Below are 21957 nucleotides of genomic sequence, written 5' to 3'. Positions count from 1 at the left end.
TGCTAAAGAGTGGAATAATAAAGCGAAATTCCTTACTCTATGCCGAATAGTTAATCGAAAGTTAAATGCTAACAGAATCTGGTTATAATAAAGGCAGTGTATATCATATAACGGTAAAAAAAACCGAAAATTTTAAGGATCACTGAGTTGATGTCACCGATGACCCCTACCATGCGTTACCAACAAGCTCTTGAGCAAGGCAATTACCAGCCGGATGACGTACAAAAACAAGCCGTAGAGCGATTAGATAAGATTTATCAGCAACTTTGCAGCGCTACGACTTGCTTCCCAAATGAAAAACCAAACGGTCTAAAACAGCGCTTTGGGCGCTTGTTAGGGAAGTCATCCACAAAAACCTGCGAGCCAGTTCAGGGGCTATATATGTGGGGGGGCGTAGGTCGAGGTAAAACGTGGTTGATGGACATGTTCTACGACAGTTTACCGGGAGAACGCAAATTGCGTTTACACTTTCATCGCTTTATGAAGAAAGTGCAGGAAGACTTAATGGCGCTGCAAGGGCAGGAAAACCCGCTTGATATTATCGCTGATGAATTTAAAAAACAGACGGATGTTCTGTGTTTCGATGAATTTTTTGTTTCAGATATTACCGACGCGATGATTCTAGGAACCTTATTAGAAGGGCTCTTTGCACGGGGTATCACGTTAGTTGCAACATCTAACATCATCCCTGACAACCTTTATCGTAACGGTTTGCAACGCGCTCGCTTTTTACCTGCTATCGAACAGATAAAAAAATATTGTGACGTAATGAATGTGGATGCGGGGATTGACTATCGCTTGCGTACGCTGACTCAAGCCCATCTTTTTTTATCGCCAATTAATGAACAAAATCGCCATCATTTAGATGAAGTGTTTGTAAAACTGGCAGGTAAGGAAGGGATGCAAAATCCAGTATTGGAAGTGAATCATCGGAAAATGCAGGCAATTCGCTCCGCTGAAGGTGTTTTAGCGATTAGCTTCAAAGTATTGTGTGAAGAGCCTCGCAGCCAAAACGACTATATCTACCTCTCAAATTGTTATCATACGGTATTGCTCTATGATGTTCCTGTTTTGGGGCTGAAAGATGAAAATCCTGCCAGACGTTTTCTCGCGCTTATTGATGAATTCTATGAACGTAAGGTAAAATTGATGATCAATGCGCAGGTGCCGATGGATTCACTTTATCAAGGGCAACTTTTGGCGTTTGAATATCAGCGCTGTCTTTCTCGCTTGCAAGAAATGCAAAGTGAAGAATATTTGAAAATCCCGCATTTATCATAGAAGCCAAAGAGGAAATGGGTCTCAAAGGCGTCGTTTTCTCTCTGGATTTATGCGTGCTTTTTGAACAGGCGGCACTAATTATTTATTTGAACGTAAAAAAAATGCATTTGGGGTCGATTTTTGTTGCTGACTTCTCTATAATCTTGCGACCCCACGTTACGGCGTTGTTTTTTATTTCCCAAAAAATAACGCATTAATGCCAGCTAAGCTGCTCGAAGGGGTGGGTTTGCTGGACAATGAGTCGCGTGAACCTCGCTATATTTTACGAACATGAGTGTTCACACAACGTGTAACTTCAATATTGGGTAAGTTTTAATGAAAACTTTTACAGCTAAACCAGAGACCGTAAAACGCGACTGGTATGTTGTTGATGCAGATGGCAAAACTTTAGGCCGTCTTGCAACTGAAATTGCTAGCCGTCTGCGCGGTAAGCATAAAGCGGAATATACTCCGCACGTGGATACTGGTGATTACATCATCGTTCTGAATGCAGAAAAAATTGCTGTTACCGGCAAAAAACGCGAAGACAAAATCTACTATCGCCACACTGGCCATATTGGTGGAATCAAGCAAGCAACTTTCGAAGAGATGATTGCTCGTAGTCCTGAGCGTGTGCTTGAAATCGCGGTTAAAGGCATGTTGCCAAAAGGACCTCTGGGTCGTGCAATGTACCGTAAACTGAAAGTTTACGCAGGTAATGAGCACAACCACGCGGCACAACAACCGCAAGTTCTTGACATTTAATCGGGATTATAGCAATGGCTGAAAATCAATACTACGGCACTGGTCGCCGCAAAAGCTCATCTGCTCGTGTCTTTATTAAGCCGGGTAGCGGTAACATCACAATCAATCAACGTACACTGGAACAATACTTTGGTCGCGAAACTGCGCGCATGGTAGTTCGTCAGCCGTTAGAACTGGTTGAAATGTTAGAAAAACTGGACCTGTACATCACTGTTAAAGGTGGTGGTATCTCTGGTCAGGCAGGCGCAATCCGTCACGGTATTACACGTGCACTGATGGCTTATGACGAGACTCTTCGTTCTGATCTGCGTAAAGCTGGTTTCGTTACCCGTGATGCGCGTTCTGTTGAACGTAAGAAAGTGGGTCTGCGTAAAGCACGTCGTCGTCCACAGTTCTCCAAACGTTAATTTATTGCCTTCTGGGCATAAAATTGATGAAAAAGCCCGTCTTTATGACGGGTTTTTTATTGCCTAAAATAAATCAAATATTGAGTAATCATAATTTAATTAAAATAAAGGCGGGCGGAAGGCATTATTTTATTATTCCACTCTCTTTTTGCGCCATATCTCAAATGCAGTAAAAATATAACCCGCCAGCAATGGAGTTAACTTCAAGGTTTTAATTTTTTATTATCTTAAAATTAAGGTTAAAACAACTGATTTTGATAAAGTTATTCCTCTCTAATAAAATTAACCGATGATTTTCTCTAGGTTAGCCCCCTAAGCTGTACAAAATCTGTTAGACTATGCCCCAGTTTTTTATTTGATTATTTCTCGCTTTCATGAAGCGAGAGGGTTGTGCTGACTTTCAAAATGGAACTTGAAGGTTAAGTACATGGGATTTTAAAAATGAAAATAATGAATTAATCCTTATTTAAGGATCATTATTTTTATCATTTGGAGGTTTTAATGGCTGTTGCTCCTAATAAACGTTCGGTAATGACATTGTTTTCAGGCCCAACTGATATTTTTAGCCATCAAGTGCGTATCGTGCTTGCTGAAAAAGGTGTTAGCGTTGAGATTGAACATGTCGAACCTGGTCATATGCCTCAAGACCTTATTGATCTTAACCCATATCAAAGCGTTCCAACGCTGGTGGATCGTGACCTGACTTTGTATGACCCAGATATTATCATGGAATACCTCGATGAGCGCTTTCCACATCCACCGTTAATGCCTGTTTACCCAGTGGCTCGCGGTACTAGCCGCCAACTGATGCATCGCATTCGCAGAGACTGGTACTCATTGATGGCTAAAATCGAGAAGGGTACGGCACAAGAGGCGGATGCAGCTCGTCGTCAATTAGCGGAAGAGTTGATCGCAGTTTCACCTGTGTTGGCTGAAATGCCATTCTTTATGAGTGATGAATTTAGCTTAGTTGATTGCTATTTAGCACCGTTATTATGGCGCTTGCCTGTCTTAGGGATTGAATTAAAGCCCGCAATCAGCAAACACTTACAGATGTACATGCAGCGTGTATTTGAACGCGATGCATTTTTAGCATCATTAACTGAATTAGAGCGTGAAATGCGCCTGTCAGCACGAGGCTAAGTCGGATGATGGAAATGGCACCAATGACACCACGTCGCCCTTATCTGCTGCGCGCCCACTATGAGTGGTTGCTGGATAACGATATGACTCCGCATTTGGTGGTTGATGTCACTCTTCCTATGGTGAATGTTCCAATGGAATTTGCCCGTGATGGGCAAATTGTTTTAAATGTTGCCCCGCGTGCCGTGGGTAACTTTGAAATTACCAACGAAGAAGTGCGGTTTAGTGCGCGATTCGGCGGTGTGCCTCGTCAAGTATATGTACCAATGGCGGCTATCATGGCGGTATATGCGCGTGAAAATGGCGCTGGTATGATGTTTGAACCTGAAGCGGCTTATGATGAGCACTTTGATGGGGAAGACAATACGACTGATGAAGCACTCTCTGACAATATCGTATTGGTTCATGATGAAGCGACTCAAACTGAAGAACCTTCATTCCCAGATGATGAACCACCAAGACCACCGAAAGGTCGCCCAACGCTACGGGTTGTGAAATAAGCACAAATAGTGGCGGTTAACATTGATATCGTAAATGCTCAAAAGAGGAAGAAATTCCTCTTTTTTTATACCTGAAGAAAACGCATTATCCCTTCTGCGGCTCCACGCCCTTCGGCAATCGCTGTTACCACCAAATCAGAACCGTGTACCACATCTCCCCCTGCAAAAATTTTAGGGTGCGAAGTCTGGTAAGCATAATGATGATGACGAGGTGCCACTATTCTACCGTTCGTATCGCGCTGTATGGAATGTGCGCCAATCCACGGCATATCATCAGATTCAAAACCAAACGCAATAATGACCACATCGGTCGCATGCGTAATTTCTTCCGATTCAGCGGGGGTTCCTAATGTGCTAACAAAATTAATACTAACAACCTGATTGACGGCATTGGTGTTAATACCAATAGGTTGTAAGTGAAAATGGAATTGTACACCTTCTTCTTGGGCGTGTAGGACTTCTCGCGGTGTTGCTGACATTTCTGAAGAGCCACGGCGGTAGATACAACTGACTTTGCTTGCACCTTGGCGGACAGCGCTACGGACACAATCCATCGCGGTATCCCCTGCGCCTAACACAGTCACATTCTTATTTGCCAGTGATACGTAAGGAGATCGGGGATCGTCAGCGTAGCCTAATAAGTGGCGTGCATTGCCCTCTAGATAAGGAAGTGCTTGATAAACGCCTATGGCATCTTCGTTGGGGAGATTGCCTGAAACTGGGTGATGGGTGCCGGTTCCAATAAAAACGGCATCAAACTCATTGAGTAATGTTTCTAATAGGATCTGTTGCCCAATCTCGGTGTTAAGTTTAAAGATAATCCCCATTTCTTCAAAAACACGTCGTCGGTGCTGCATTATCTGCTTTTCTAACTTAAATGCAGGTATACCAAAAGTGAGTAACCCGCCGATTTCAGGATGTTTATCAAACACGGTTGCTTGAACGCCGTGACGAGCCAATACATCGGCACAGGAAAGGCCTGCGGGACCTGCGCCGATAATCGCGGCCCGCTTACCCGTCTCTTTAACATAGGAAAGATCAGGGCGCCAACCTTGCTCAAACGCACTATCGGTAATATAGCGCTCCAAATGCCCAATCGTGACGGAACCAAAAGTTTCATTCAGGACACAAGCGGCTTCACACAATCGTTCCTGTGGGCAAATTCGACCGCAAATTTCAGGCAAGCTGTTGGTGTGATGACAAAGCTCTGCCGCCTCAAGAATTCGACCTTCTCCTGCCAATTTTAACCAATTGGGGATAGGGTTATGGAGCGGGCATTTCCACTCGCAATAGGGGCTACCACAAGATAAGCAACGCTGGGCCTGATGCTGAGCTTCAATGCCGCTCATTGGCTGGTAAATTTCCACAAATTCAATTTTGCGGATCGTCAGCGCTTTTTTACGGGGTTCAAGACGGGGCGAACCCATATTTGAAGAGGACATAGGCACCTTTCCAGCTAAATTCTTTTTCGGGAATGATATAAATTAAAGTTTACTTTGATAGCATTGATATAAATAGTGATTATCGTAATAAAGTTACTAATATACGGGTGAATATCCCATTGTGACCGACGATTTAATGAGCAGGATCGATATTTCTTATGAAACCCCATCCGAAAAAGCTCTGTTTGATATATGATTTAGTGAGAATTTAACTAAGGGGTGGTTATGAAAGTACTTCGCGGTCTTGCACAATACTATGTTGACCTAATGATGAAGCTAGGCTTAGTGCGTTTCTCTTTGCTTCTCGCGTCAGCGTTAGTTGTGCTCGCCATGATAATGCAAATGGCGGTAGCGATTTTTCTTCGAGGACAAGTCGATAGCCTCGATATGGTCGGTTCTATTTTCTTTGGCTTAATTATTACGCCATTAGCGGTTTATTTTCTTTCGGTGGTGGTAGAACAATTAGAAGAGTCTCGCCAGCGTTTAACGCGCATGGTTGATAAGCTCGAAGTAATGCGAAAGCGTGATGCGGAACTGAATACTCAACTTCAAGGCAATATTGAGCAACTTAACTTAGAAATTTTAGAGCGTGAAAAAGCCGAAAGCGCTCATCTTGAGTTATTAGAGCAACTCAAACAAGAAATGAAATACCGCGAACAAACTCAGATTGAGTTCGAACAGCAATCTGTTTTACTGCGTTCATTCCTCGATGCATCCCCCGACCTTGTTTATTATCGTAATGAAAACAATGAATTTTCTGGCTGTAACCGTGCAATGGAGCTGCTCACCGGTAAGAGTGAAAAACAGCTAGTCGGTTTAACGCCACTGGACATTTATGATGAAGAAATTGCAGCGAAAGTGATGGAAACGGATGAGAAAGTTTTCAGACACAATGTGGCATTAACCTATGAACAGTGGTTAGTTTACCCTGATGGGCGAAAAGCCTGTTTTGAGCTGCGAAAAGTGCCATTTTATGACCGCGTAGGGAAACGTCACGGGCTAATGGGATTCGGGCGTGATATTACTGAGCGTAAGCGCTATCAGGAGGCGTTAGAGAACGCCAGCAGAGAGAAGACTACCTTTATCTCTACTATCAGCCACGAGCTTCGTACGCCGCTTAATGGCATTGTGGGGCTTAGCCGTATTTTACTGGATACCAAGCTTACCAAAGAACAATCGAGCTATTTAAAAACCATTCACGTCAGCGCGGTCACTTTAGGCAATATTTTTAATGATGTGATTGAAATGGACAAAATCGAGCGTCGTAAAGTCCAATTGGATAACCAACCAGTGGCATTGCCCGAATTTGTAAACGATTTAGAAAACCTGAGCGGACTATTGGTTCAGCCAAAAGGCTTGAAGTTTGTCATGGATGTCGCACATGGTTTACCTAAAACTATTCTGACGGATGGTACGCGCTTACGCCAAATTCTGTGGAACTTAATTGGTAATGCGGTGAAATTCACTCAGAAAGGTGAAGTTAAATTGAGCATCTGGCGTGAAGCGGATGACAAGTTATTTTTCCAAGTCAAAGATAGCGGCATCGGTATTCCGAAAGATGAATTAGATAAAATCTTTGCGATGTATTATCAAGTTCGTGACTCTGCAGGTGGACGACCTGCAACGGGAACGGGGATTGGACTTTCTGTATCCCGTAGGTTAGCACAAAGTATGGGTGGCGATATTCGAGTGGAAAGCGATATTGGCCATGGCTCAACATTTACATTGTCGATAATAGCCCCTGAAGTTGAGGCTGAAATCGAAGAGCAGCAACAAAACGAAGATGATTATCCATTACCAGCGCTTCACATCTTACTAGTGGAAGATATTGAACTAAATGTGGTTGTGGCGTGTTCTGTGCTAGAGAATCTTGGCAACACGGTTGATGTCGCAATGACAGGTAAAGACGCGTTAGAGATGTTCGCACCTGGTGAATATGACTTAGTTCTATTGGATATTCAACTTCCTGATATGACAGGGTTAGATATCTCTAAACAGCTTAAGCAACAGTATGATAAGGATGATTTACCACCATTAATCGCTCTGACCGCGAATGTCCTCAAAGATAAGAAAGAGTACTTCGATGCGGGGATGGACGGTGTTCTGAGCAAACCATTATCGGTTCCTGCGCTCACTCAAGTGATTGAGCAATTCTGGGGCGAGAATGCATCTTCAAATGACAAGCATGAGGAGCAAGTGGATATGGCAGAAGTTGATGAATCAATTTTAGATTGTGAAATGTTAGAGCAATACATTGAATTAGTCGGACCAAAACTGATTTATGACGGCTTAGAGGTATTTGAAAAAATGCTACCGGGCTATTTAGCGATTCTCGATTCCAATATGGTGGCTAAAGATCAGAAAGGAATTGTTGAGGAAGCTCACAAAATTAAAGGTGCTGCGGGTTCAGTTGGACTGAAAAATTTACAGAAACTCGCTCAGCAGATTCAATCCCCTGAATTACCAGCATGGTGGGACAATGTGCAAGAGTGGGTTGATGAGTTAAAACAGGATTGGAAATCAGATATAGAAACATTAAGAAACTGGGTGGATAACCGCACAAAAAAATAACCCCAACCTAAGTTGGGGTGCGCGAATACTGCGCCAACACCAGGGAAATCATTGATTCGCTTATGATTTTTATTTTAGGCGAATCATTAAAATGCATTTTTCACGACTCAGACGTTATCAAGATACCAAAATTTATCGAACCTGTTACAAGATTCATTAAAATCTGTGATGAAGATTGATGTTTGTCTGCTTTCGCTCTGAGGAGTAATTTACTACAAAAGGACGAAGATATGAAATCAATTGCGGTAATTTTAAGTGGCTGTGGTGTTTTTGATGGAAGCGAGATCCATGAATCAGTATTAACTATGCTTGCTTTAAGCAAAAATAACGCAGAAGTTCACTTTTATGCGCCAGATGAATATCAAGCTACTGTAATTAATCATGTTAATGGTGAATTAAAAACAGAAAAGCGTAATCAAATGGAAGAATCAGCACGTATTTCTCGTGGGGAAATAGCGCCTTTGTCATCAGCAGATGCCTCTAAGCTAGATGCCCTTATAATTCCTGGTGGTTTTGGTGTGGCAAAAAATTTATGCGATTTTGCGGTGAAAGGAAGCGAATGTGAAATTAATAAACAACTATTAAGTTTAGTAAAGGCAATGCACCAACAGAAAAAGCCGCTAGGACTGATGTGTATTGCTCCTGTCATGTTACCGAAGATGTTAAATACATCAGTGAAATTGACGATTGGTAATGATACAGAAACGATTGCCCAAATTGAAAAAATGGGTGGGGAGCATGTTGTGTGTACGGTTGATAACATTGTGGTTGATGAATATAACAAAGTTGTTACAACACCTGCTTATATGCTGGCTCAATCCATTGCTGAGGCAAATATAGGTATCAATAAGCTAGTTGAGAAAGTATTAGAAATGGCGTAATTAACTCAATGCAAAAGTTTGTTTCTCGCTTGTGGTATTGGTTAAAGAAGATCACACTTTCATTACTTGCCCTCTGGCTAGTGTCTGTTGTGATCTTCAAATTTATTCCTGTCCCCTTTTCTGCGGTGATGGTCGAAAGACAGCTTTCCGCATGGGTAAACTTTAATTTTTCTTATGTTTCACATTCAACTTGGGTAAGTGAAAAACAGATTTCTCCCTGTCTTTATCTCGCTGTCATTGCCTCTGAAGATCAAAATTTTCCGCATCATTGGGGATTTGATCTTGATGCAATTGAGCGAGCATATAAACATAATTCGAGCAATAAACAGACAGTTAGAGGGGCTTCAACAATCTCTCAGCAAACGGTAAAAAACTTATGGTTATGGGATGGGCGAAGCTGGTTAAGAAAAGGGTTTGAGACAGCAATGACGCCAGTTATGGAGTTGATGTGGTCCAAAACTAGAATCATTACTGTTTATCTTAATATTGCAGAGTTTGGTGAGGGAGTTTTTGGTGTTGAAGAGGCTGCAAATAAATTCTTCAATAAGCCTGCTAGCAAGCTTTCTCGACAGGAGGCTGCACTTTTAGCTGCTGTTTTACCTAATCCTCATAAATTCCATGTAAAAAACCCATCTTCATATGTATTGAAAAGGCAAGCATGGATACTTAATCAGATGAGCTTATTAGGAGGTAGGAATTATCTGAAAAACAACGGCATAGGTGAGGAGTAAGAAAAAAGCCATGAATTTGACTTCATGGCTCGGCTCTTTGTAACAATAGGTTATTAATTATAATCAATTGAGATAAGTAAATGCCGTCGTTACGCGACGAACACCATCCGTTTCACTCGCAATTTTTGCAGCCGCAGCCCCTTCTTGCTGAGTGAGTACACCTAATAAGAAGACTTCACCATTCTCAGTGATGACTTTAACGCTGCCTGACTTCACTTCGTCACTGGCTAAAATCTTAGATTTTATTTTGGTGGTTAACCAAGTGTCTTTTGACGCAGTACCTAAATCAACGGGCTGACCTTGTCGAACCTCGTTATACACTTTTTCTGTACCATCGACGTTACTGGCGATTTGTTTGGCCTTATCTGCCCATGACATATCGGGAGATTGTCCAGTTAACAAGACATTGCCTTTATACGCCGTTGCAATAATACGGGCTTTGCTGGTGACATCTTTGTCTTTGTTAAGTTGACCACTGACTCGGGCTTCTAATGTGCCATCATCAACTTGCTGACCAACAGAACGAGGGTCTGTAGCGCTTTTGGTGGCTACTGCGGCAGTACCCACAACGGCGGCACCAATACAGCCTTGTAAAAGAACAGCACTAAATACTATGGCAAAAATCGGAAGTAATCGCATTTTGTCTCCTTAGTCGTTCTGATGAGGAAAGAGCGTGTTATCGATAAGGTCACACAGACAATTCACTGTGAGTAAGTGTACCTCTTGAATTCTGACACTATGCTGGGATGGGATACGAATTTCAACATCCTGTGGTCCTAAAAGGCCCGCTAATTCGCCGCCATCATAGCCAGTGAGTGCGACGATAGTCATATCGCGCGTTACCGCAGCTTCTACGGCTTTAATAATATCGGCACTGTTACCATGGGTTGAGATAGCCATTAATACATCACCATGCTGACCCAACGCTCGAACTTGTTTTGCATAAATTTCAGTTGGTTGCTTGCTTCCTGAAATCGCGGTGAGCACGGTATTATCTGTATTTAGCGCGAGAGCAGGTAAACTTGGGCGCTCGGTTTCAAAACGGTGGATCATGCTCGCTGCAAAACGCTGTGCTGTTGCTGCGGATGCGCCATTGCCACAACACAAAATTTTATTACCATTAAGCAGTGACTGCACCATCATCATTGCAGCACGAGAAATTGCATCGGGCAGGGCTTCAGCTGCGGCAATTTGAGTTTGGATGCTTTCAGTAAAGCAAACTTTTATTCTATCTAGCACTTACTTATATTCCTGTTCACTAAGATTAAATGCGTTTTGAATCCACTGAAATTGCTTGCCGGTGATTGCACAGATATCAAAGCGGCAAGGTGTTGTTTCAAAACTTTCTTGTCGTTGAGCAAGCCAATATTGTGCGGTGGACAATATTTTTCTGCGTTTGTGCCAGTTTACTGATAAAAGTGCGTCTCCGTAATCACTATTCTTGCGAAAACGAACCTCTACGAATACCCAGCCTGATTTATCTCGCATGATCAAATCGATTTCTCCCGCACGATTTCGAACATTGCGTGCGACGAAAGCGAGCCCTTGCTGCTTTAAATAGGAGAGCGCTTGGTTTTCGTAATATCGACCAGTCAGCCATTTTAATGATTTTTTAACAGTTTTCATGACATCCTTGTCTGAAAATAGGCAGCAATAAAGTGACCTAATTTATTGCGCAGGCTTTACTTGCCCTTGCTTGAATTGCAGCCATGGCAATTCGCGATAAATAACACAGTTATTATTCACACTTAACGTACCGGATGCTCCGTTAACACGGAACTGGTCACTGTGTTGTTGCAGGTTATCGTAGTTATTTGCCAGTGACCATGCATCAATACCCATCGCATACAGGCGGAACAGCGAATAATCGTTATTCACTTTGCCTTGAGCTTGTTTGCGTAGGTTATTGTTTGCGCCGGCAAGTAATGGGACTTCACTGAATTTTACGTCCTCCATTTCGAAACGATAATCCGCATTTGAGTTCCCTTGGTTACTGCGCGAACTTGCATATAAAGCAGGGCGCTGACGGGAACTGATCGCCATATCGATCATCGGTTTGACGAGGGTTAATTCATCGCGTGTTGCAACAATATAGACCGCATCAATACCGCTACTTGTTGGTGCCATTCCTTGGGTATCGACACTGATCGGGGTACCTGTCATTCGGATCCCTTGACCACGGTTGATCGATTCTTTTAAGGATGCGGTAGAACCAAATGTTTGCATCAGTGCAGTGCCACCGCCTTTTGCTTGCCACTCTTCGGCAAACGCTTTTGCGATGCGATCCCCAAATGGAGATGCTGGCACTAACACTAACGGCATCTGTTTACCGTCTAATCTCATTTGGTTAGCGGCATTTTTCGCTTCATCTTCAGGGGATAAAGAGAAATAACATAAGTTTGCACGCGGCTGTAGCTGGTTAGCGTCTAATTCATTCAGTGCCAGTACATTGACGGGTGCATTCATTTGAGCAATAGCTTGCACCTCTGATTTCAGTAGCGGTCCAACAATTAAGTTATACCCTTCAGAAGTGGCTTGAGCGACTAATTGAGGCATCGTTTTGCCTTGGGTATCAAAGACTTTAACGCTCTGGGTATTGGTTGGCGTTGCATCAATTCGCACGTTAGATGCAGCAACTTCCACATTGGCATTTTCATTAACTGTTGCAGCCACTTCTTGGTAAATCTGGTCTAGCACATCATTACCGGAGCTTTGTGGTTCAGTCGGTGCTGCGGCAGCTTGGGATGCTGGGTCTGAAGGTAAACCTTTTTGTGCATCGAGGAAGCCTTGCATGATGGCTTGACCAAAGACTTGACCTTGCCCGCTCATCGGTAAAAATAGCGCAATACGTGGATTAGTACCGACTTTGGTGACTGTACCTTGAACTAATGCACTTGGCAGGTTTTTGGCGCCCGGATTATGTGGGTAGCGAGTTTTCCAGTCTTCGATGCCAGTGCGTAGTGCCTCTGGGTCATCTTTATTATTTTGGTAGATATCCAGAAGGTCGACCCAGCCCAGTAGAATATTTTCGTCAGCTTCGATTCCTTGAATCTGTTCTGGGTTCATCTGTGTTAACATCTGCCACAGAGAATCAATATTCGCCTGATGTTGTACAGGATCGGTTAGCAGGGGTTCTTGGCTGATAAAAGCACGCAGGATATCCATAGACGGTTTGCCTTGAGCGGCATCGATAACGGACTGGTAATGGCTGGCATCAGAAACGCTAGGCTGCTGGGTTGTTGTCGAGGTTGTCGAGGATTCGATTTGGCACCCTGTTAATGCCAACGTGGACAACATCGCAGTGCAGATTAATCTTTTTTTCAAATGCAAAAAAATTGAAGGACGCATACTGTATCCAATGGTGTATTTTTCAATTGCTTAATTTTAAACCGGCTATTCGGATGAAACAATGAATCAACCTAATCAAGCAGTGGTTATGGCATCTACGCTGTACATCGTGCCAACCCCAATTGGTAACATGGGAGATATCACGCAGCGCGCGTTAGATGTGCTTAAACATGTTGACCTAATTGCTGCGGAAGACACGAGGCATTCAGGCATTCTACTACAGAATTTTGCCATCAATGCGCGCATGTTTGCGCTACATGATCATAACGAGCAGCAAAAAGCAGATCAATTAATTAGCAAGCTTCAACAAGGGGATAGTATCGCATTAGTCTCGGATGCAGGTACACCTTTAATTAATGATCCTGGCTATCACTTAGTCAATCGCTGCCGTGAAGCAGGGATCCGTGTTATCCCATTACCGGGGGCTTGTGCGGCCATCACCGCCTTGTCAGCGGCGGGTTTACCTTCAGACCGTTTCTGTTATGAAGGGTTCTTACCTGCGAAAACCAAGGGACGCAAAGATGTTTTGCAATCCTTAGAACAAGAGACCCGAACACTGATTTTTTATGAATCCACTCATCGCTTGTTAGACAGTTTAGCAGACATGGTGGAAGTGTGGGGACCTGAGCGCCGAGTGGTTTTAGCCCGTGAATTGACCAAAACCTGGGAATCGATTGAAGGGCGCCCAGTTGGTGAATTACTCGAATGGGTAAAAGAAGATGAAAACCGTCATCGCGGTGAAATGGTACTCATTGTGGAAGGGTATAAGCCACAAACCGATGAATCGGCGATTACGCCAGATGTTATTCGTACGTTGGGTCTACTGCAAAAAGAGTTGCCACCGAAAAAAGCAGCAGCGATTACCGCAGAAATTTATGGTCTGAAGAAAAACCAGTTATATAAATTAATGCTAGATCAACAAGACGGTGAGTGATTTTTATCCAAGTGTAGGTTTTGACGTAATTTGCCTGCCATTGAGTCTGTACAAGCTTGCGTAAAGTGCCTATAATTCGCCGCGGAGTTGGTCAGACAACCGCTGCTTTATCGTAGTCCCTTCGGGAGACGGGTAGAGGGGAGGAAAGTCCGGGCTCCATAGGGCAGGGTGCCAGATAACGTCTGGGAGGCGCGAGCCTACGACAAGTGCAACAGAGAGCAAACCGCCGATGGCCTGTTTACAGGATCAGGTAAGGGTGAAAGGGTGCGGTAAGAGCGCACCGCGCGACTGGCAACAGTTCGTGGCATGGTAAACTCCACCCGGAGCAAGACCAAATAGGGGTTCATATGGTGCGGCCCGCATTGAACTCGGGTAGGTTGCTGGAGCCAGTGCGCAAGTGCTGGCCTAGATGAATGGTTGTCCACGACAGAACCCGGCTTACCGACCAACTCCACAGATAAATAGAAAAGGTCTATAGCGTTCGCTATAGGCCTTTTTTATTACTCGTCATATTTCGGCCTGTAGGGGTGTTGGCTACTCTCAGCTACCCTAGTCACATACTTATGTATGCTCCTAGGGATATCCTCGTTTGCCGCCTGCCTACAAGCCGAACTATTTAGAGCTGTTTTTTTTCGTCATACTTCATGTGACTGCGTTGGCTTCACTCGTCAACCCTAGTCACATACTTGTGTATGCTCCTAGGGATTTCCTCATTTTGCCGCCTTGGCACACCTCGAATTATTTAGAAAAAATCTGAGCTTGCTAACTTCCATTTACTATCTTCTATTTACTTATCTTCCTATCAATATGCCGCCAACATCGCAAGGCAGTGATGCAAATCAATATGCATTTTGAATATTTGAATACAATAGTGGTATTTAAAATGCATGTTAAAGAGATAGGCGGACATGGCAAAGAAACCCTCAGTACGATGCCCTCGTCGTCCTGGCACAGTTGGTGGAAAACTCCCTTGGAATGATTGGCGCAACGCCTCGACATGGCGGAAAGTCGTGCAAATCACGCTTTTGGCGATCAACATTTATATTGGCATTACCTTCTATTACTGGGTGCGCTATTACGAAACGGGTGGTGCGACACTCTATCTTCCGCGTCCGGGAGGTATCGAAGGCTGGCTGCCTATTGCGGGGTTAATGAACTTAAAATACACCATTGAAACAGGGGGACTGCCTCCCATCCATGCGGCAGCAATGTTTCTCTTGGCTTCCTTTATTATCATCAGTTTATTACTGAAAAAATCCTTTTGCTCATGGCTGTGCCCGATAGGCACAATATCGGAATACATCGGGAAAATAGGGCAGAAACTGTTTCGTTTTCAAATCAACGTACCTAAATGGCTCGATATCCCCTTAAGAGGATTAAAATACCTACTATTGGCCTTCTTCCTCTATATCTCGCTCTCCATGCCTGCGCAAATGATCCAATACTTTATGATGTCGCCTTATGGGATCATCATCGATGTCAAAATGTTGGATTTCTTTCGTTATATTAGTAGCGCCTCACTCATCACAGTGTCTGTTCTTGTCGTCGCTAGCCTGTTTATTCGTAACGCGTGGTGTCGTTATCTCTGCCCTTATGGCGCATTACTTGGGATATTCTCTCTATTCTCGCCAGTTAAAATTCGCCGTAATGTCGAAAGCTGCATAGATTGCGGAAAATGCGCTAAAAATTGCCCGTCACGCATTCCAGTTGATCAATTAATCAACGTCAGAACGGTAGAATGTACGGGATGCATGACGTGTGTTGAATCTTGTCCAGTGGCGTCGACATTGGCTTTCTCATTACAAGCGCCGACTAAAAAACGCCAAATCCCTTTATCGGGAATGGTGATGGCCATTTTGACCCTAGGTATTTTATTCGCCACTATCGCGGTTGCGGCTTACCTAGGCGTTTGGGATAGCCCAGTGCCTGATAACTATTGGTTTCACATCATACCGAATGCCAGAGAAATAGGTCATTGATTCAAAATGAAGAGTAAAAAATAGAGAATAAAAATAAAAAGTAAAATGCCCCACGGCACGAAAAGTGAGTGGGGCATTGGCTGCTTTGTCATGGTTATGGTGGTAAGTACTTTTACGTCTCGCAAATATTTATTTTCTTATGTGCAGCTTATTGCCACATCAATTTACCGCTTTTTTAACCATGTTTAGCAACTGACGGACATCTTCTGGACGGGTATTTCCAGTGGCTTTATCGATAATAGAACTGTAAATATGTGGGATGATTTTCTTCACGCCAGCGTCGAGGGCGATTTGCAAAATCTCGGCGAAATTTTCTAAATCAATACCGCCTGTTGGCTCTAAAGAAAAATCAAACTTCGCGCAAGCTTCTGCGATAGCTTTATATTCTTCAATGTACTTCAAACCCTGCATATTAAAGAACTTCACAGAATCTGCGCCCATATCTTTGAGCATCATAATGGCGGTTTCAATCGGCACGATACCATCGGGTGCTTGAGCGCTTAATGGACCCGTTGAAATTTTCACCATACCCACGGTGCCTGTTGGGGAAATTAACGCATTCACAAACGTTTCATTCTGACCCAGTAGCGCGCGGCTAATCGGTGCACCCGTGAATACTTGATTCACATGCTGTGGTTGAACTTCTTTCGAAATCAGAGACACCATGGTGGACTGCTTAGGGTCGCCAGCACCTAAACCCACAGACAACGCATTATCCACTTCTTTGGCGTACACCTTCATATCCGCAATGGCACTTTCAAGATCAGGATAATTTTTGGATAACACCCCAACCACCACAAAACTCTCCGCCGCGGCATAAATCTCTTTTGCGTTTTGATGGCTCCCAGCTAGGACGTTCAGACACACACGATCATGATAAAAATTTGGTGACAACTTCATGTTAAATTCCTTCTACTAATGTACGAATTTGCTGCGAAATGACGTCAAGTTGCTCGGTGCTGACGCTGCGAATATCAGCTTCAACCTTTCCTTCATTGGCTTTGTACTCACGAAAATAAATCGCGGTATTGCCTTGTTTCAGCTCATCCATTATTTGGTAGGTGGTTTTGCCAATCGCTTTTTCATCGAAACTGATCTCAGCTCTGGCGATATCACGCCCAGCGGCATCCCAAACAATACGGGCTGAAATACCGGCTATCGCATTTAAATCTTTAAGGAATTTCTCCATACGGCTGACCATCTGTGCCCCGGTTTCTTTGGTGGCGGTAAGGTACTGTTCGATAGCCAGTGTTAAACCTAAAATGCCTTCTTTACCGACTTTCATCGCACGGCCAATGCCTTGAGATTGGCGTTTTACCCATTCAACATACTGTTTTTTACCGACAACCAAGCCGCTGGTCGGCCCTTCAATCGCTTTGGCTCCACTGTAAATCACAAGGTCGCCACCCGCTTGGTAATAGGCAGTTAAATCTTCTTCTGCTGCTGCATCCACTATCAAGGGAAGCTGGTGGGCATGAGCGACTTGGGCGGCTTCCGCCACAGTTAACATGCTCTTTTGTACGGTATGGTGGGATTTGATATACAAAATGGCCGCGGTTTGTGGGGAGATTTTAGCCGCTAGCTGCGCGGCGCTACATTCATTCGCAAAACCCGCTTCAACCACTTTTCCGCCACCTAACGTGACCATGGTGTCCACGGGAGCGCCAAAGTTCACGTTATGCCCTTTGGGTAAAATAATTTCACGAGGAACGGATTTGCTGGAGGAATGCAAGTTAAGCAGCAAATCCTCATCATCTTGCACAATCACCGCTGCTACCGCTTGAGCAATACCTGCTGAGGCGCAGGAAACCACAACCGCAGCGTCAACATTGAGCAGTTGAGCGATGTACTCCCCGGTTTTGTTCACCAAGTCTTTAATTTCAAAATAATGGTTCAGCCCATATGTTACGCGCTCGACCACTTCAGGTGTTGGGGTTGAAACGCCTAAAATGGTCATACGACCGGAGGCATTAATCACGTGTTTTAACTGATATTTTTCATAGATTGATTGCATGTTCAGATTCGCCTTGTGCAGGAATAATGTGCTTTCCACCAACGATGGCAGCAACAGGAACAAAACGATGGGTACCGATGCGATGCTCGCCGTCGGCATCCGTCAGCTCGGTGGTCTCTTCTTTGAGGTCAAATAACGTAATGTCAGCATCAAAGCCCGGTCTTAAATAACCTTTAGCGGGAAGCGACAGTAAATCTGCGGCTTTCTCAGTGACACAGCGCAAAATTTGTTCGGCGCTAAAGCCCATACACAGGAATTTCGTCATTACAAAGGCGAGGCTATAAACGGGACCATTCACACGGTTACGGTGATAGATGTCTGAGCTGATAATGTCTGGATAGGTGCCAATTCGCATGGCTTGCTCTGCGACTTTAAAGCTAAAGCTTTCACCGCCGTGACCCACATCGAGGATCACGCCACGGGCGAGGGCGCGGGCAATAGACGGTTTTAGGTATCCATCATCCCCTAAAATTTTATTCGGTTTGCCATTAAAACAGTGGGTAATGATGTCCCCACGGGTGAGTAAGTCGGCGACTTCATCAATGTTGGGTGGGTTATTCCCAATGTGCACCATTAATGGAAGATGGTGTTTTTTCTGCATTTCTTTGGCTTTAACCAAAGGCGCAATACCATTCTCGCCAACTACACTTTTACTCATTCGCGCTTTCATGCCAACCACAAAGCCGGGATGGCGCTCAAGTGCGGCTTGGAAACTCGCATCATCGATATTGTCCATATTGGACAGCTCATTCTGAGCAATAATGCCAATGCGTGAAATATTCAGCAGTGAGAAGACATTCGTTTTGGATTGAGTGGTTAGCCGATAAAACCTGTCAATATCATCAGCACCCACACTGCCTGCATCAACCAGTGAGGTGACACCGCCAGCGGCACCGGCGAGATCAGGCTCATCGAAGTAAATCGGCGACTCAGCAAAACAGTGGGCGTGAGAATCAATCCATCCAGCGCTGACGTAAAGCTTTCCTTCAAGATCAATGATTTTTTCAGCTTGCTGATTGTGGGAAAGCTCAGGACCCGCCGCTTCGATTTTTCCGTCTTTGATTAGAATATCGATAATTGAACCATCGATACGCTTGCCCTGTTTGATTATTAAGGTGTACATAACGTCTCTCTTTGTTACCTCCCCCCAATTGGTATGGGGGGAGGAATGCTAATTAAGCGGCGAGTGGGAAGAAATACCCAAACAACATCGCACCTAAGATAGCGCCCCCGGCGACGGGTTTTTGCCATACATAGAAAATCAGTGAGCCAATCAGTGCGCCGATACCAATCGGAATAGACGCGGCCATTGCAGCAAGGATAATCAATGGACCCAAGAAACGACCGGATGTGTTACCTGCACCCATCATTACGTCTGCGCCGAATGTGGAGTTAGCTTGCGCAATAGTAAATTTACGGGCGAACACGATAATTAAGCCGATAAGCACACCAAGGAATAAACCAGTGATCAGGGAGATCCAGAAGTTGGTGACTAAAATATCCCAGCCTGCGGCTAAAAATAGTGCGGGAACTCCTAAGCCAATACCGGTTTGTAGTGCACCACCGATATCCAAAATCCCCACTAATGACCCTTCGATAATCCGCGCAAACAGGAAGCTTGCTCCGAAGGCGGCGACAGCACCGTAAACCCCCGTATCTAACCCAGCGCGTAACATGGCGACGAAAGCCACTTCGTTAAATGCGCCGAACCCGTACACGACGTACATATGGGTACCTGCGAAGATCCCCGCTGATAGCAGCCCAACAAAGATAGGGAAAGACCATTCTGCATACCAAAAGTCTTGTTTATTGATTTCAGTTGTCATGATTATTTCCCGCTCAGCAGTCCGTGGACATATTCAAGCCACAGTGGTTTGTCTAAGTTGAAAGAGGTGATCATCTTCAGGTCAAATTCGCGGAAGAAGCCACTGAGAACGAATAGCAGAACAACGGTGATCATCATGGTACGAGTGATACGGTTCCAGCCATTGTCATCCACGCCTTTACCAATCAAGATCCCTAACACTAAACCTGGGATAGCGTTACCCATGATTAATTGTGCGCAACCACCAAATAAGGTTGCCCAGAAACCGGAACGACGACCTGCATCCATCGCAGCTAGCCAGAAAATGACAGGCATCACGGTGTTAACCAGTAAGTTAGCCGCAGGAACCAGCACGTTGATCGCGGTGGTTTGTAGCGCGGCTGGTACTGCGGACGCCGTGGTATTTAAGAAGGCGACCACCAATGCCCCTATAATGGCACAGGCTATCGCCATTTTTTTCGGGTTATGCAGGGTATCTGCCACACTGCGGTTTTTAGTTAATAGAGCGGCGGCACCCCAGTTAGGAATGATACGGTGATCAACGTCTTGGGTGAACGCACCCGCAGCGACCGATGATGCCCATGCGTTGAAGAAGAATCCTAAGCCAAATGAGAAGTGTGATGCAGGGTCGCCCTCACACGCGTTTAACTCACCAAGGGTACGGAATGCTCCCATACCTTGAATGGTTGGCGCGTGGAACATACGTGCCGCCCCTGCGCCTAAACCAAAGCCGCAGAGACCGCCGATAATAAGGGACATGCCCAATATTTCTAAGAAAGATGCAGTTTCACTCATGGAATTTACTCCAGACCTGATTGCTTTTATTGTTCTGTAAATGGAATTTCGTTGACAGAAAGTAAGGTGACATCCAGCGAAACGTCGAGAACAACTCGAAAATGTTCACGTTTACGTGGCAAAAAGAGAAAGAGAAACTTTTCTGTCCGCGAATGAGAGTGAGCACTAACAACCTCAACATCCTTGGGTTCTATCCGCAGAATGATGTCGGTGCTGTTCTTAAGTACGGTTTTTTGAATCGAATTTAAGGCGTCAGCAATCGCTTTTTGCTTTGTGTCGCCTTGCCCTGTCACCCGTACGGTCGTTTCGATAGATTTTTTCATTAAGCGTTGCCGTATTTTTTATTAAAAGCTTTAACTAAGCGCTCGCCTAACTCTTCCTTGTCCATAAAACCGAAACCTAAAACATTGCAACCTTCAGCAATGGCGGTTTCTCCCTCTTCAATCGAACGCATCCCATAACGCGCTTTGTAGCCATATTTGGTTTGAGCTGTAATGGCGCCTGCACCACCGCTACCACAGAATGAAATGCCAAGATCAGCTTGTTCTTGGTTCATCACATCCCCCAGTTTCATGTCAGCAGCGACACCGGGAACAACGATGGCTTTTCCGCCGGCAGATTCAACACCCGCAGCCACTTTTTGCCCTTTACCTAAACGATCGCCGATAACAATAACTATCTGTTTCATAAAATATTCTCCAAGACCGAATGCTAAAAATAAGGTACTAAAAATTAATCATTAGAACGGGCAACTTCAAAGTGAACTGAGAGCAAGTAAGCCTCTTCTGGCGCAAGCCCTGGCAAGGTATCGACAACGCGTTGCGCTAATGCAATGGAATGGCTCGAAATTTCATCGAACAGGCTGATATCCACTTCCGGTAAGGCTTCACCGGTTTTGGCTCGAGCGACCATGGCACGTAGATGAGACTCCAGCATTTGTTGCTGTACATCCGTGGTGTAGCAACCCTCCAGTTTGAGCCAGTCAGTAATCACTGCTAGCAGTTCTTGTGTGACCTGATGGATATCAAGGTCGTCTTCTAACATTTTGAAAACTACAACTGATTCATTCATAACTATTTAAAATCCAAGGTAATATTTCAAATCAAATCACTTTTTTCTTCATGACTAATACCTTAATCGCTTCTTGAATAATTTTGCAGACAGGGAATTTCCAGTTCAAAGTGGAAATATTTTGGAAGTGTAACTGGAAGGGGAAAGGTTAATTTTCGATCTAAGAGGAAGCTAACTGGAAAAATTAACGCACTATGAGAGTGATTGTAGATAACCTCATAATAAGCAATATAATAAATTTATTATATTTCAAATAATTATGGTTATTTTGGGGATGATGGAAATGGTGTG

23 protein-coding genes and 1 other RNA gene are annotated in these 21957 nt (G+C 44.3%); 11 read left to right on the top strand and 13 right to left on the bottom strand.

The annotated features are described in order from the left end of the window. Positions 1 to 150: 150 nt before the first annotated feature. The 5 genes from zapE (at position 151) to sspB (ending at position 4075) form a co-directional block, all read left to right on the top strand. Complete coding sequence (gene zapE / locus LDO51_RS03035) at positions 151 to 1281, top strand: cell division protein ZapE (protein ID WP_225576298.1); 1131 nt, start codon at positions 151 to 153, stop codon at positions 1279 to 1281. 315 nt (positions 1282 to 1596) lie between these two features. Then, positions 1597 to 2025: a 50S ribosomal protein L13 gene (gene rplM / locus LDO51_RS03030; protein ID WP_006659112.1), complete on the top strand. Its 429-nt coding sequence runs from the start codon at positions 1597 to 1599 to the stop codon at positions 2023 to 2025. A 14-nt stretch (positions 2026 to 2039) separates the two neighbouring features. Continuing rightward, positions 2040 to 2432 carry a 30S ribosomal protein S9 gene (gene rpsI, locus LDO51_RS03025; protein ID WP_004258235.1) on the top strand — a complete coding sequence of 131 codons (393 nt, stop codon included), beginning with the start codon at positions 2040 to 2042 and terminating at the stop codon, positions 2430 to 2432. 501 nt (positions 2433 to 2933) lie between these two features. Then, positions 2934 to 3575 (top strand): stringent starvation protein SspA, encoded by a 642-nt coding sequence (sspA, locus tag LDO51_RS03020; protein ID WP_036956125.1) that lies wholly within the window; start codon positions 2934 to 2936, stop codon positions 3573 to 3575. Between the two features lie 5 nt (positions 3576 to 3580). Continuing rightward, positions 3581 to 4075: a ClpXP protease specificity-enhancing factor gene (gene sspB, locus LDO51_RS03015; RefSeq protein WP_423810956.1), complete on the top strand. Its 495-nt coding sequence runs from the start codon at positions 3581 to 3583 to the stop codon at positions 4073 to 4075. A 65-nt stretch (positions 4076 to 4140) separates the two neighbouring features. On the opposite strand, the gene LDO51_RS03010 is transcribed toward sspB, so the two are convergent. Then, a complete protein-coding gene (locus LDO51_RS03010) occupies positions 4141 to 5517 on the bottom strand; it encodes an FAD-dependent oxidoreductase (protein ID WP_225576297.1) in 1377 nt (458 codons plus the stop codon). A 225-nt stretch (positions 5518 to 5742) separates the two neighbouring features. Between LDO51_RS03010 and arcB the strand changes: the two genes are divergently transcribed. From arcB to mtgA, 3 genes are all read left to right on the top strand, one after another. Then, on the top strand, positions 5743 to 8088 hold the full coding sequence (gene arcB / locus LDO51_RS03005) for an aerobic respiration two-component sensor histidine kinase ArcB (RefSeq protein ID WP_225576296.1): 2346 nt from the start codon (positions 5743 to 5745) through the stop codon (positions 8086 to 8088). Between the two features lie 230 nt (positions 8089 to 8318). Next, positions 8319 to 8969: an isoprenoid biosynthesis glyoxalase ElbB gene (elbB, locus tag LDO51_RS03000; RefSeq protein ID WP_225576295.1), complete on the top strand. Its 651-nt coding sequence runs from the start codon at positions 8319 to 8321 to the stop codon at positions 8967 to 8969. Between the two features lie 8 nt (positions 8970 to 8977). Next, complete coding sequence (gene mtgA / locus LDO51_RS02995) at positions 8978 to 9700, top strand: monofunctional biosynthetic peptidoglycan transglycosylase (protein WP_225576294.1); 723 nt, start codon at positions 8978 to 8980, stop codon at positions 9698 to 9700. A 63-nt stretch (positions 9701 to 9763) separates the two neighbouring features. On the opposite strand, the gene dolP is transcribed toward mtgA, so the two are convergent. The 4 genes from dolP to LDO51_RS02975 are packed head-to-tail and all read right to left on the bottom strand — an operon-like array spanning position 9764 to position 13048. Further along, positions 9764 to 10339 (bottom strand): division/outer membrane stress-associated lipid-binding lipoprotein, encoded by a 576-nt coding sequence (gene dolP / locus LDO51_RS02990; RefSeq protein WP_225576293.1) that lies wholly within the window; start codon positions 10337 to 10339, stop codon positions 9764 to 9766. A 9-nt stretch (positions 10340 to 10348) separates the two neighbouring features. After that, positions 10349 to 10939 (bottom strand): DnaA initiator-associating protein DiaA, encoded by a 591-nt coding sequence (gene diaA / locus LDO51_RS02985; RefSeq protein ID WP_006659121.1) that lies wholly within the window; start codon positions 10937 to 10939, stop codon positions 10349 to 10351. Continuing rightward, entirely contained in the window at positions 10940 to 11326 is a 387-nt protein-coding gene (locus LDO51_RS02980; RefSeq protein WP_154603437.1) for a YraN family protein, read from the bottom strand. It abuts the gene before it with no gap. Positions 11327 to 11368: 42 nt separating this feature from the next. Then, positions 11369 to 13048, bottom strand: a complete 1680-nt coding sequence (locus LDO51_RS02975; RefSeq protein WP_225576292.1) for a penicillin-binding protein activator — start codon at positions 13046 to 13048, stop codon at positions 11369 to 11371. 61 nt (positions 13049 to 13109) lie between these two features. Here LDO51_RS02975 and rsmI point away from each other — a divergent pair, with 61 nt between their 5' ends. From rsmI to LDO51_RS02960, 3 genes are all read left to right on the top strand, one after another. Beyond that, positions 13110 to 13982, top strand: coding sequence for a 16S rRNA (cytidine(1402)-2'-O)-methyltransferase (gene rsmI, locus LDO51_RS02970; RefSeq protein ID WP_225576291.1), 873 nt, complete (start codon positions 13110 to 13112; stop codon positions 13980 to 13982). 83 nt (positions 13983 to 14065) lie between these two features. After that, positions 14066 to 14439: RNase P RNA component class A (gene rnpB / locus LDO51_RS02965), an RNA gene on the top strand. Positions 14440 to 14890: 451 nt separating this feature from the next. Next, positions 14891 to 15961, top strand: a complete 1071-nt coding sequence (locus LDO51_RS02960; RefSeq protein ID WP_225576290.1) for a 4Fe-4S binding protein — start codon at positions 14891 to 14893, stop codon at positions 15959 to 15961. 159 nt (positions 15962 to 16120) lie between these two features. Here LDO51_RS02960 and dagF read toward each other — a convergent pair whose 3' ends face one another. The 8 genes from dagF to LDO51_RS02920 are packed head-to-tail and all read right to left on the bottom strand — an operon-like array spanning position 16121 to position 21666. Continuing rightward, positions 16121 to 16861 carry a 2-dehydro-3-deoxy-phosphogluconate aldolase gene (gene dagF, locus LDO51_RS02955; protein WP_225576289.1) on the bottom strand — a complete coding sequence of 247 codons (741 nt, stop codon included), beginning with the start codon at positions 16859 to 16861 and terminating at the stop codon, positions 16121 to 16123. Position 16862: 1 nt separating this feature from the next. Beyond that, positions 16863 to 17975, bottom strand: a complete 1113-nt coding sequence (locus LDO51_RS02950; RefSeq protein WP_225576288.1) for a DgaE family pyridoxal phosphate-dependent ammonia lyase — start codon at positions 17973 to 17975, stop codon at positions 16863 to 16865. Further along, the gene (locus LDO51_RS02945) at positions 17959 to 19098 is read right to left on the bottom strand and encodes an amidohydrolase/deacetylase family metallohydrolase (protein WP_225576287.1); all 1140 of its coding nucleotides are present in this window, start codon (positions 19096 to 19098) and stop codon (positions 17959 to 17961) included. The genes LDO51_RS02950 and LDO51_RS02945 overlap by 17 nt, the downstream gene beginning before the upstream one ends. 52 nt (positions 19099 to 19150) lie before the next feature. Beyond that, a complete protein-coding gene (locus LDO51_RS02940) occupies positions 19151 to 19801 on the bottom strand; it encodes a DUF4310 family protein (RefSeq protein WP_036956154.1) in 651 nt (216 codons plus the stop codon). 2 nt (positions 19802 to 19803) lie between these two features. Further along, entirely contained in the window at positions 19804 to 20595 is a 792-nt protein-coding gene (locus LDO51_RS02935) for a DUF4311 domain-containing protein (protein ID WP_006659131.1), read from the bottom strand. Between the two features lie 26 nt (positions 20596 to 20621). Then, positions 20622 to 20918, bottom strand: a complete 297-nt coding sequence (locus LDO51_RS02930; RefSeq protein WP_006659132.1) for a DUF4312 family protein — start codon at positions 20916 to 20918, stop codon at positions 20622 to 20624. Next, entirely contained in the window at positions 20918 to 21283 is a 366-nt protein-coding gene (locus LDO51_RS02925) for a glycine-rich SFCGS family protein (protein WP_225576286.1), read from the bottom strand. The genes LDO51_RS02930 and LDO51_RS02925 overlap by 1 nt, the downstream gene beginning before the upstream one ends. Positions 21284 to 21327: 44 nt before the next feature. Further along, on the bottom strand, positions 21328 to 21666 hold the full coding sequence (locus tag LDO51_RS02920; RefSeq protein ID WP_225576285.1) for a transcriptional antiterminator: 339 nt from the start codon (positions 21664 to 21666) through the stop codon (positions 21328 to 21330). Positions 21667 to 21957: the final 291 nt, after the last annotated feature.

It is taken from the genome of Providencia alcalifaciens (assembly GCF_020271745.1).
GTDB classification, from domain to species: domain Bacteria; phylum Pseudomonadota; class Gammaproteobacteria; order Enterobacterales; family Enterobacteriaceae; genus Providencia; species Providencia alcalifaciens_B.
This window is presented reverse-complemented; position numbering and strand designations above follow the sequence as displayed.

Excerpts from the sequence above, each read along its gene's own strand:
- zapE (WP_225576298.1), top strand. The coding sequence starts at position 151 with ATGTCACCGATGACCCCTACCATGCGTTACCAACAAGCTCTTGAGCAA.
- rplM (WP_006659112.1), top strand. The coding sequence starts at position 1,597 with ATGAAAACTTTTACAGCTAAACCAGAGACCGTAAAACGCGACTGGTAT.
- rpsI (WP_004258235.1), top strand. The coding sequence starts at position 2,040 with ATGGCTGAAAATCAATACTACGGCACTGGTCGCCGCAAAAGCTCATCT.
- sspA (WP_036956125.1), top strand. The coding sequence starts at position 2,934 with ATGGCTGTTGCTCCTAATAAACGTTCGGTAATGACATTGTTTTCAGGC.
- sspB (WP_423810956.1), top strand. The coding sequence starts at position 3,581 with ATGATGGAAATGGCACCAATGACACCACGTCGCCCTTATCTGCTGCGC.
- LDO51_RS03010 (WP_225576297.1), bottom strand. The coding sequence starts at position 5,517 with ATGTCCTCTTCAAATATGGGTTCGCCCCGTCTTGAACCCCGTAAAAAA.
- arcB (WP_225576296.1), top strand. The coding sequence starts at position 5,743 with ATGAAAGTACTTCGCGGTCTTGCACAATACTATGTTGACCTAATGATG.
- elbB (WP_225576295.1), top strand. The coding sequence starts at position 8,319 with ATGAAATCAATTGCGGTAATTTTAAGTGGCTGTGGTGTTTTTGATGGA.
- mtgA (WP_225576294.1), top strand. The coding sequence starts at position 8,978 with ATGCAAAAGTTTGTTTCTCGCTTGTGGTATTGGTTAAAGAAGATCACA.
- dolP (WP_225576293.1), bottom strand. The coding sequence starts at position 10,339 with ATGCGATTACTTCCGATTTTTGCCATAGTATTTAGTGCTGTTCTTTTA.
- LDO51_RS02980 (WP_154603437.1), bottom strand. The coding sequence starts at position 11,326 with ATGAAAACTGTTAAAAAATCATTAAAATGGCTGACTGGTCGATATTAC.
- LDO51_RS02975 (WP_225576292.1), bottom strand. The coding sequence starts at position 13,048 with ATGCGTCCTTCAATTTTTTTGCATTTGAAAAAAAGATTAATCTGCACT.
- rsmI (WP_225576291.1), top strand. The coding sequence starts at position 13,110 with ATGAATCAACCTAATCAAGCAGTGGTTATGGCATCTACGCTGTACATC.
- LDO51_RS02960 (WP_225576290.1), top strand. The coding sequence starts at position 14,891 with ATGGCAAAGAAACCCTCAGTACGATGCCCTCGTCGTCCTGGCACAGTT.
- dagF (WP_225576289.1), bottom strand. The coding sequence starts at position 16,861 with ATGAAGTTGTCACCAAATTTTTATCATGATCGTGTGTGTCTGAACGTC.
- LDO51_RS02950 (WP_225576288.1), bottom strand. The coding sequence starts at position 17,975 with ATGCAATCAATCTATGAAAAATATCAGTTAAAACACGTGATTAATGCC.
- LDO51_RS02945 (WP_225576287.1), bottom strand. The coding sequence starts at position 19,098 with ATGTACACCTTAATAATCAAACAGGGCAAGCGTATCGATGGTTCAATT.
- LDO51_RS02940 (WP_036956154.1), bottom strand. The coding sequence starts at position 19,801 with ATGACAACTGAAATCAATAAACAAGACTTTTGGTATGCAGAATGGTCT.
- LDO51_RS02935 (WP_006659131.1), bottom strand. The coding sequence starts at position 20,595 with ATGAGTGAAACTGCATCTTTCTTAGAAATATTGGGCATGTCCCTTATT.
- LDO51_RS02930 (WP_006659132.1), bottom strand. The coding sequence starts at position 20,918 with ATGAAAAAATCTATCGAAACGACCGTACGGGTGACAGGGCAAGGCGAC.
- LDO51_RS02925 (WP_225576286.1), bottom strand. The coding sequence starts at position 21,283 with ATGAAACAGATAGTTATTGTTATCGGCGATCGTTTAGGTAAAGGGCAA.
- LDO51_RS02920 (WP_225576285.1), bottom strand. The coding sequence starts at position 21,666 with ATGAATGAATCAGTTGTAGTTTTCAAAATGTTAGAAGACGACCTTGAT.